This is a genomic window from Rhizobium giardinii bv. giardinii H152 (genome assembly GCF_000379605.1).
Lineage (GTDB): Bacteria > Pseudomonadota > Alphaproteobacteria > Rhizobiales > Rhizobiaceae > Pararhizobium > Pararhizobium giardinii.
On record NZ_KB902735.1, the window covers coordinates 302,285 to 311,841 of the forward strand.

Sequence of the window (9,557 nt, forward strand, 5' to 3'; positions counted from 1 at the left end):
GATTTTCCGCGAACCATATATCATCACGCCGGAAGCGTCTTTCGATGGTTCATCGTTGAACACTGTTTTCACCGGAATTCGCCGATTTTACGCGGCGTTTTCCTCAATCATCGTTGTCTGCCTGCTTCAAGGCTCCCTTCGAGCCGGCGATGCGTGCCACCAGATCCGGCAGGCTTTCCATCTCGCTCCAGCTCATGCCGTTACCCTTGGGCAGGTCGGCGGAGGCGGAGGGCAGGACAGCCTGTGAAAAGCCGAGCTTTTCGGCTTCTTTAAGGCGCTGCGCTGTATGGGCAACCGGCCGGATGGCGCCGGACAGACTGACTTCGCCGAAATAGACGCAATCGGAGGGAAGGGCAAGACCGGCAAGCGACGAAACCAGTGCGGAAGCGACAGCCAGATCGGCTGCGGGCTCGGAAATCCGGTATCCACCGGCGACATTGAGATAGACATCGTGCTGGCCGAGCCGCACGCCGCAATGCGCTTCCAGGACTGCAAGGATCATCGACAGCCGGGCTCCGTCCCAGCCGACGACGGCCCGACGCGGCGTACCGAGCGACGTTGCCGCGACCAGCGCCTGAACCTCGACCAGGACGGGCCGCGTTCCCTCCATGCCGGCAAAGACGGCCGCGCCCGGAGATTTCGCATTGCGCTCGCCGAGGAAAAGCTCCGATGGGTTGCTGACCTCGCGCAGCCCCTTGTCCGACATCTCGAACACGCCGATCTCGTCGGTCGGGCCGAAGCGGTTCTTGACGGTGCGGAGAATCCGGTAGTGATGGCCGCGATCCCCTTCGAAATAGAGAACGGCATCGACCATATGCTCGACGACGCGCGGCCCTGCGATCTGGCCCTCCTTGGTGACGTGGCCGACGAGCACGACCGTTGCGCCGGTCTGCTTGGCAAACCGGATCATCGCCTGCACGCCGGTGCGCACCTGCGTCACCGTGCCGGGGGCCGAATCGACGATATCGCTCCACAGGGTCTGGATGGAATCGATGATGACGAGGTCGGGCCGCTTGCCTTCACCCAGCGTCGCCAGAATGTCCTCGACATTGGTTTCGGCCGCCAGCAGCACGTCGGTATCGGCCGCCCCCAGTCTTTGCGCCCGCAGGCGAACCTGCGCCACCGCTTCCTCGCCGGAGACGTAGATGACCCGATGCTTGCGCCGCGACAGTGCCGCCGCCGCCTGCATCAGCACCGTCGATTTGCCGATGCCGGGGTCGCCGCCGATAAGAACGGCCGAGCCGCGCACGAAACCGCCGCCGGTCGCCCGGTCAAGTTCGGAAATGCCGCTTTGAATGCGCGGCGCGTCCTCGATTTCGCCGGACAAGGTCGTCAGCGCCACCGGCCGGCCCTTCTTCGGTGTCTTGCCGGGGCCGCCGCCGATGCCACCCATCGGGTCTTCCTCGACGATGGTGTTCCACTGGCCGCAGGCTTCGCATTTTCCGACCCAGCGGGCATGAACGGTGCCGCAGTTCTGGCAGATGAATTGTGTCCGGGCTTTCGCCATCAAATTTCGCTTTCGGGGAAGTCTTCTAAGGAGATGTCCTGGCGACCGTGCAGGATGCGGACGATGTAGATACGGGTATCCTCGATACGGAAATAAATGCAACGGTCGCGATAAGGCAAACCGCGGAGGCTCTGACCGATTTCATCGCGCGCGACGCCTGTAAAGCCGCTGCGTGCGATTGAGTGAATTTTCAGGTGAATGTCGAGAACGAAGTTGGCGGCCGCTTCAGGATTTCTCGTCGCAATGTACTTGAAGATTGACCGAAGGTCCGCGCGAGCCGCCCGCGAAAAAATTGGTTTGCGGCTCTTAATCGTCATGCTGTCCGTGCATTATATCGTTCAGCAGCGCCTCGCCGTCTTCATACTCATAGACACGCCCCGCCGCGATATCGTCTTCACCTTCCTTGATCAGCCGCTTCAATTCCGCAAGTTTTGTCTCATCCCGCTCCAGCAGCCGCAACCCTGCGCGCACGACTTCGCTCGCGTTGTTGAAACGGCCCGAATTGACCTGCTCGTTGATGAAGGCATCGAAATGATCGCCGATGACGAAGGATTTTTTCGCGTTGGACATGGGGAAAACTCCTTTGCCGTTAATCTAACACGAGGTCGGAACAGTTCCTACCTGCCTGCTTCGATATAGGCTCGTTCGTAGCGGTGTCCAAGGCTCGTCAGCATCTCGTAGCCGATTGTACCGCCCGCCCGGGCCACGTCGTCGACCGCGACGTTGTTGCCAAAGAGCTCTACGTAGTCGCCCGGCCGGACCGCATTTTCCGGCAGGTCGGTGACGTCGAACAGGCTCAAATCCATGGTGACACGGCCGAGGTGCGGAACTCTGTGGCCGTTGAGGAAACCGAACGCGCCCGACGGCCTCGCCTGACGCAAGGTGACGCCGGCGCCCGACACCGAGCGATGGTACCCGTCGGCATAGCCGATGGCGACGATTGCCACGCGGCTGTCGCGGGAAAATTGCGCCGAGGCGCCGTAGCTTGCGGTTTCGCCGGACCGGACGCTGCGAATCTGGATGATACGGGCCTGCGCCGTCACGACGGGCTTCATGGGATTGGCGAGGCCGTTGACGGCCTCGCCGCCATAGACGGCAATGCCGGGACGGGTCAGGTCGAAATGGAAATCCGTTCCCAGGTGGACGCCGGCCGAGTTGGCCAGGCTTGATTCGATGCCTTCGAAAGCGGCGGTAACCGCCCGGAATGATTCAAGCTGACGACGGTTCAGCGGATGCTCCGGGTCGTCGGCGCAGGCGAGATGGCTCATCACCAGGATAGGCGAAAAGCTCGCGGGGCGGGCCGGGTCGTTTGCCAGCGCCAGAGCCTCGGACGCGGTCAGTCCGAGCCGGTTCATGCCGGTATCGACATGCAGCACGCAAGGATGATCGCCGCGTTCCGACAGAACCGACATGAAGAAGGCAAGCTGCTCTTGCGAGTTGACGATCGGCACGAGGCCGTTGTCGAAGAAAAGCTGTTCGTTGCCCGGCCACATGCCGGCGAGGATATAGATGCGCCCGTCCGGCACCAAGGGACGCAGCGCAACGCCCTCCTCGGCATTGGCAACGAAGAAGTCCCGGGCCCCGGCGGCATACAGTGTTTCGGCTGCGGGTTCGATGCCGATGCCATAGGCATTGGCCTTCAGCACCGCGGCCGCACGCGCCTTGCCGGACAGCCTGTCCATCTTGCGCCAATTGTCTGCAAGCGCACCGAGATCGATGATCAAACGGTTGGAGGCGGCATCGAATGCGGGAAGGGTGGAGGAGGGATCGTGGGATTGGGCCATGGCACAAGGGATACAGCCAAGCGGCCCCGACTGCAATCGCAGCGCTCGCGGAAGCGGCCGGTCTGTCGCCGCTTCCCGGCTATTCAGGCGGCAACCGGCAGCCGTGCCGCCGGCAGCCATTCGCCGATTACAGGAACGACGATGTCAGGACGGGTTCAACTTCCATGAAGCCTTCGTAGATCATCTTCAGCGCAACGAAGAGGATGATGGCGAGACCGACATAGGAAATCCAGTGGAAGCGGTGCAGCAGCTTGGCGATGAACGATGCGGCGACACCCATCAGCGCGACCGATACCGCAAGGCCAATGATGAGGATGTTGGGATGTTCGCGCGCCGCACCCGCAACGGCGAGCACGTTATCGAGCGACATCGAGACGTCGGCGACGACGATCTGAATGGCTGCCTGCTTCAGCGTCTTGCGGGGAGCGCCGCCGATCGTGCCGTTCTTGTCCATGTCCTCGCCGGTCAGCGATTCCAGGCCCTCGGCTTCTTCCTTCGCCGTGGTTCTGAGTTCGCGCCACATTTTCCAGCAGACCCACAGGAGCAAGATGCCGCCGACGAGCAGCAGGCCAAGGATTTGCAGCAATTGCGTGGTGAGAAGGGCAAAGACGATACGCAGCACGGTTGCTGCCGCGATCCCGATCAGGATCGCCTTGCCGCGCTGCTCCTTGGGAAGACCGGCTGCCGCAAGGCCGATGACGATGGCGTTGTCGCCTGCGAGCACAAGGTCGATCGCAAGCACCTGCAGCAGCGCGATTAAGGCGTCCATGAACAGATTCCCCACACTAGAGACGTTGGACCGCGACCGTTGCAGTCGCGGTTATTCAGCTGATTTTCTTTTCGCTTATCCGGAAGTCCGGCAATTTGCAACGTGCGGAGCGGCCATTGGCTCGCAGCAGGCGGCTTTTCCCGGTCAATGCTCGTATTGTGTGAAGGACGGATCGGCGAGATCCGTGAAGCGCGTGAACTCCGACTGGAAGGCGAGCTTGACGGTGCCGGTTGGCCCGTGGCGCTGCTTGGCGATGATCACGTCGGCGGTGCCCTTCACCTTTTCGAACTGCATCTTCCACTCTTCGTATTTCGGATCGAACTCGTCGCGCGGCTCCATGTTCTTGACGTAATATTCCTCACGGAAGACGAACAGCACGACGTCGGCGTCCTGCTCGATCGAGCCCGATTCACGAAGGTCGGAGAGCTGCGGCCGCTTGTCCTCGCGGCTTTCCACCTGGCGGGAAAGCTGGGAGAGTGCGATGATCGGCACGTTCAGCTCCTTGCCGAGCGCCTTCAGGCCGGTGGTGATCTGGGTGATTTCCTGGACGCGGTTGTCGCTGGATTTGCCCGACCCGGTCATGAGCTGGATATAGTCCACGACAAGGCAGTCGAGTCCGCGCTGGCGCTTGAGACGGCGCGCTCGGGCCGAAAGCTGGGCGATCGAGATGCCACCGGTCTGGTCGATATAAAGGGGCACCTTCTGCATGTGCTGCGAGCAGGCGACGAGTTTCTCGAAATCGTGCTCGGAAATATCGCCGCGCCGGATCTTCGAGGAGGAGACTTCCGTCTGTTCGGAAATGATACGGGTTGCCAGCTGCTCTGACGACATTTCGAGCGAATAGAAGCCGACGACGCCGCCGTTCTTGGCCTTCATCGACCCGTCTGCCTGAACTTCGCCTTCATAAGCCGCGGCAATGTTATAGGCGATGTTGGTGGCAAGCGAGGTCTTGCCCATGCCCGGACGTCCGGCAAGGACGATCAAGTCGGAACGCTGCAGACCGCCCATCCGGGCGTCGAGCGAGTGAATGCCGGTGGAGATGCCCGACAGCGAACCGTCGCGCTCGAAGGCCTGCCCCGCCATGTCGATTGCCAATGCCACCGCGTCGTTGAACGACTGGAAGCCGCCGTCGTAGCGGCCGGTTTCCGCGAGTTCGAACAGGCGGCGTTCGGCATCCTCGATCTGGCTCTGCGGCGGCATGTCGAGCGGCGCGTCATAGGCGATGTTGACCATGTCCTCGCCGATGGTGATCAGCGACCTGCGCAGTGCCAGATCGTAGATCGCCCGGCCGTAATCTTCCGCGTTGATGATCGAGACGGCTTCCGAGGCGAGACGGGCGAGATATTGCGCCACCGTCATGTCGCCGACCTTCTCGTCGGCCTTCAGGAAGGTCTTGATGGTGACCGGGTTGGCGGTCTTGCCCATGCGGATGATGTCGCCGGCGACCTCGAAGATCTTGCGGTGCAGCGGTTCATTGAGATGCACGGGCTTCAGGAAGTCCGAGACCCGGTAGAAGGCGTCGTTGTTGACGAGAATGGCGCCCAGCAGCGCCTGCTCGGCCTCGAGATTGTTCGGCGCCTCGCGATAGTGTGCTTCGGCCTGATCCTTGGCTAGGGGGACAAGTCTGCGCGCTGCTTCGTTCATGGCGTTCCGTCTCTGTGGTCTGATGATTACGGTACCGATTTGCGAACATTGCGGTCAGGGGTCTAGTGTATAGCTGCAACAGCCGTCGACGCATTTGATCCGACGGCAAGCCGTCACCGTTGTTCACAGGGTCGCGCTGCTCAGCAGGAAAAATCTGTCGATACGGGCATCGGCTATTGACTGGATTTCTGACGCGAATCGCTATCGTCCAAGGCTATTCTAACGTGGGTTCGAACCGGGTGCAGAATTTTTTGGCCGCAACTGTACGGCTGTCCACCGCTCAGGATGCAACGACGCTCCCATAGCCCCGGACGCAGAAAGGCCCGCGAGGTCAATCGCGGGCCTTTCAGTTTTGTTGAAGACGCGGGTCGGAACCGGCGCGGCCGTTCTTATTCTTCTTCGGCTTCGTATTCAGCTTCCGGGTTGAAGAAGTCTTCCGGCTTCAGGGCGTCCTCGTCAACGCCGTAGATGGCGTCGGCGGAGGTGAGGCTTTCGCCCTTGAGCTGGCGGTCTGCCTCTTCAGCCGAACGGGCAACGTTCATCTGAATCTTGATTTCGACTTCGGCATGCAGGTGCAAGACGACGTCGTGCAGGCCGATGGTCTTGATCGGGTTGTTGAGGTCGACCTGGTTGCGGCCGATGTTGAAGCCTTCGGCAGCGAGCGTTTCAACGATATCGCGGGCAGCGACCGAACCGTAGAGCTGACCGGTTTCGCCAGCCGAGCGAACGACGATGAAGGACTTGCCGTCCAGCTGTTCCGCAACGGTCTGGGCCTCGGACTTGCGCTCGAGGTTGCGGGCTTCGAGCGTTGCGCGCTCGGCCTCGAAACGCTTCTTGTTGGCTTCGTTGGCGCGCAGCGCCTTGCCGAGCGGCAAGAGGTAGTTACGGGCAAAGCCGTCGCGAACCTTGACGGTTTCGCCCATCTGGCCGAGCTTGGCGACGCGTTCGAGAAGAATGACTTGCATGGGATGTCCTTTCGTTTGTCTGTTCAGAGGTCTTTTGATTCAGTGTCAGTTGTTTTCCCTGCCGGCGACAGCGCGATGGCGCGCCGCGTGTCCATCAGGCCCGACAGGAGAAAGAAGAATGCCGGTACCTGAAAGATCAGCACCGACATGTAGCCGATCCACAGAACGGGCAGCCGCCAGGACTTGCCACGCGTGCGGAAATGGAAGACGGCGAACCCGGCAAGCAGGAAACCCGCGCCGAAGGTGCCGCAGATGACTGCGCCGATCGTGGCCAGACCTCCACCCATGAAGGCGAGAACCAGGCCGGCGAGGAAGGCGAAGATGGAATAGCGGTGCATGCGCAGCGTCGACGGCATGTCCTCGCGCGGGCGCAGGTTCTTGCCCGACATCTGGACGATGCGGCTGGCGACGTAATAGGCCGTAAACAGGATCATGACCCAGAGCATGCCAAACAGCAGCGGCCAGCCGATATTGAAGGCAGACTTGAGCTGCTCGATCACCTCAGGGCTCAGATTGTACTGCGGATCCTGTGCCTTCATCGCGATCACCACCTGATCGACCACAAGGCTGGCAAGGCGGTCATCATATCCGGTGATCGCGCCGATGATGATGGCGCCGACCGTTACCAGAAGGACGAGGTGACTGAGGATATCCGACAGCGGATACCAGGCAAGCGCGCCGTCCGGGCCGCCGAGTTCGGAAGCCGGCCGTGCCAGATTGGCGAGGTGGCTGAGCCAGGCGGCCGGTGCGAGCATGATGATCACGACGAACAGGGCAGACAAGGGCGAGGCAAACATCGCAAGGCCGAGGCCCGCGACGACAACCGCAACGGCGGCGGCGGCATTGCCCCAGCCGAGGCCGACGATGAGAACAGGCAGCGCTGCAGCAGCGACGAACAGAATGGCAAAATACGACTGCGTGTTCGCGCCGAGCAGGAGCAGGGCGGCGGTCACGCCGGCGAGGGCGCCGGTCAGCAGCGATGTTGCATTCGGTGTCTTCACGGTCGCTGTCCTGCTTATCAAGCAGTTAGAGGCGTTTCCTGATGAAGGAACAAAGCCCCAACATGGGTTTTAGCGCATATGCGCCGGTGTTTCCGATCCGCGCCCAACGCGAAAGGGAGAAGGTGAGGCGATGCCGGGTGGCGGTTCGCCTCACCTGAGTGAGCTTCCGTCGAGTCAATCTCTCAACGGAGAGTCAAGTCAATCCAGATGCGTATCCGTTTCCTTGGAGCAGGGCTCCAAGGGGATATGCATTAGGACATGACGTAGGGCAGGAGACCGAGGAAGCGGGCGCGCTTGATGGCCTGGGCCAGTTCGCGCTGCTTCTTCTGGGAAACTGCCGTGATGCGGGACGGAACGATCTTGCCGCGCTCGGAAATGTAGCGCTGCAGGAGACGGATGTCCTTGTAGTCGATCTTCGGAGCGTTGGCACCGGAGAAGGGGCAGGTCTTGCGGCGGCGATGGAAGGGGCGGCGGGCCGGAGCGGATGAAATGTCAGCCATTGTCTTTTCTCCTAAACCTTATGCACGGTCTTCGCGCGGACGGCGCGGACGGTCTTCACGATCACCACGGTCCGGACGCGGGCCGCGGTCGCCGAAGCCACGCTCCGGACGATCGCCATCGCGGCGCGGACGGTCGTCGCGGTCGCGCTTCTGCATCATGGCGGACGGGCCGTCTTCATGCTTTTCGACAGCGATGGTCATGTAACGAAGGATGTCTTCGTTGATGCGCATCTGGCGCTCGACTTCGTGAACGGCCGGTGCCGGAGCATCGATGTCCATCAGAACGTAGTGAGCCTTGCGGTTCTTGTTGATGCGGTACGTCAGGGACTTGAGGCCCCAGTTTTCGACGCGCCCGACTTTTCCGCCGTTAGCTTCCAGTACACCCTTGTACTGTTCGACGAGAGCGTCGACCTGCTGAGCGGAAATATCCTGCCGGGCAAGGAATACATGTTCATAAAGAGCCATGATGGCCAAGCCTTTCTTGCGTTAATCGTCACCCGGACCCCGGCGGCTAAGCCTCAACGACTGTTCTTTTGGCTCAAGCGAGCGGGCAAGAAAGTGTTGTTTCGAGACGGTCGAGAGCGGAGACACGGGAGGCTGGACCCCTTTAGGTCCTGACAGGTTTCTAAAAGCGGAAACCGGCCCTCCGTTCAGCCACCAGCCAGAAGACCGGATGTTGCGAACAGCGCGCTTATACGCATTTTTGCCCGAGAAGCAAGGGGCAGCGGGAAATTAGCGCGCCGCCGCGTGGCCTGCGGAAGTGCGCAACGCCTTCGTTCACGCGCGGGAAAACCGCCGTGGTTGTCAAAGGACAGTTCGGACGGGGCGCTGAAAGCTGCCTCGTGAAAATAGAATAGGTGACACCTCTCAGCGCCCGTTTGGCGGTTTTTGCCCGCAAACTCGTACCGCTACGGCCTTGTCGGCCCTCTGTGCGATTGCACGCCCGCAGCAGCAGCATCGGCCTGCGGAGGGGAACCTTCTCGCGAACCCCGATGCCAGGGACTTCCGTCCTTTCCTTGACACCGGCGCCGGCCCCGCCAGACTGCCACGGCTGGCAGCGTATCCGTGGGCGGGACGGGAAGATTATGGCAGAGGTTTTGATGGCGGGGATGGATGGGGATGTAGGGCTTGTCCCTCACCAACAAAATCTGACAGTTAGAAGTGTTGTCATCCTCGTCCCCGGGGTTAACCCGAGGATTGGCCCGAGGATCCAAGCACGCGCATCGCCCGAATGGTTGAGCGTTGGTGGGTTGAGGAATGGATCCTCGGGTCAGGCCCACTGCTGTCCGGTTTAAATTTCTAGACACGGTGCATGACATTGATTCTACTCGTTTTCAGACGTTTCGCGGCGTTCTGGACACGAATTGGAGATCAATGTCATGCCCCA

The 9,557-nt window shown here is 61.2% G+C and carries 10 protein-coding genes; all 10 read right to left on the reverse strand.

Annotated features, from left to right (window positions below):
• Window positions 1–103: 103 nt before the first annotated feature.
• A complete protein-coding gene (gene radA, locus A3AY_RS0131770) occupies window positions 104–1,507 on the reverse strand; it encodes a DNA repair protein RadA (protein ID WP_018329706.1) in 1,404 nt (467 codons plus the stop codon).
• Window positions 1,507–1,824, reverse strand: coding sequence for a type II toxin-antitoxin system RelE/ParE family toxin (locus A3AY_RS0131775; RefSeq protein WP_018329707.1), 318 nt, complete (start codon window positions 1,822–1,824; stop codon window positions 1,507–1,509). Before A3AY_RS0131775 ends, radA begins: the two co-directional genes overlap by 1 nt.
• A complete protein-coding gene (locus A3AY_RS0131780; RefSeq protein ID WP_018329708.1) occupies window positions 1,814–2,077 on the reverse strand; it encodes a type II toxin-antitoxin system ParD family antitoxin in 264 nt (87 codons plus the stop codon). The genes A3AY_RS0131775 and A3AY_RS0131780 overlap by 11 nt, the downstream gene beginning before the upstream one ends.
• 47 nt (window positions 2,078–2,124) lie before the next feature.
• Window positions 2,125–3,291: an alanine racemase gene (gene alr, locus A3AY_RS0131785; RefSeq protein ID WP_018329709.1), complete on the reverse strand. Its 1,167-nt coding sequence runs from the start codon at window positions 3,289–3,291 to the stop codon at window positions 2,125–2,127.
• A 127-nt stretch (window positions 3,292–3,418) separates the two neighbouring features.
• The gene (locus A3AY_RS0131790; protein WP_018329710.1) at window positions 3,419–4,060 is read right to left on the reverse strand and encodes a TerC family protein; all 642 of its coding nucleotides are present in this window, start codon (window positions 4,058–4,060) and stop codon (window positions 3,419–3,421) included.
• Window positions 4,061–4,204: 144 nt separating this feature from the next.
• Window positions 4,205–5,704 (reverse strand): replicative DNA helicase, encoded by a 1,500-nt coding sequence (locus A3AY_RS0131795; RefSeq protein ID WP_018329711.1) that lies wholly within the window; start codon window positions 5,702–5,704, stop codon window positions 4,205–4,207.
• 389 nt (window positions 5,705–6,093) lie between these two features.
• Window positions 6,094–6,669: a 50S ribosomal protein L9 gene (gene rplI / locus A3AY_RS0131800; RefSeq protein WP_018329712.1), complete on the reverse strand. Its 576-nt coding sequence runs from the start codon at window positions 6,667–6,669 to the stop codon at window positions 6,094–6,096.
• Window positions 6,670–6,692: 23 nt separating this feature from the next.
• Complete coding sequence (locus A3AY_RS0131805; protein ID WP_018329713.1) at window positions 6,693–7,670, reverse strand: DUF2232 domain-containing protein; 978 nt, start codon at window positions 7,668–7,670, stop codon at window positions 6,693–6,695.
• Between the two features lie 251 nt (window positions 7,671–7,921).
• A complete protein-coding gene (gene rpsR, locus A3AY_RS0131810; protein ID WP_018329714.1) occupies window positions 7,922–8,170 on the reverse strand; it encodes a 30S ribosomal protein S18 in 249 nt (82 codons plus the stop codon).
• Between the two features lie 18 nt (window positions 8,171–8,188).
• Window positions 8,189–8,635, reverse strand: coding sequence for a 30S ribosomal protein S6 (rpsF, locus tag A3AY_RS0131815; protein WP_026204037.1), 447 nt, complete (start codon window positions 8,633–8,635; stop codon window positions 8,189–8,191).
• Between the last annotated feature and the right edge of the window lie 922 nt (window positions 8,636–9,557).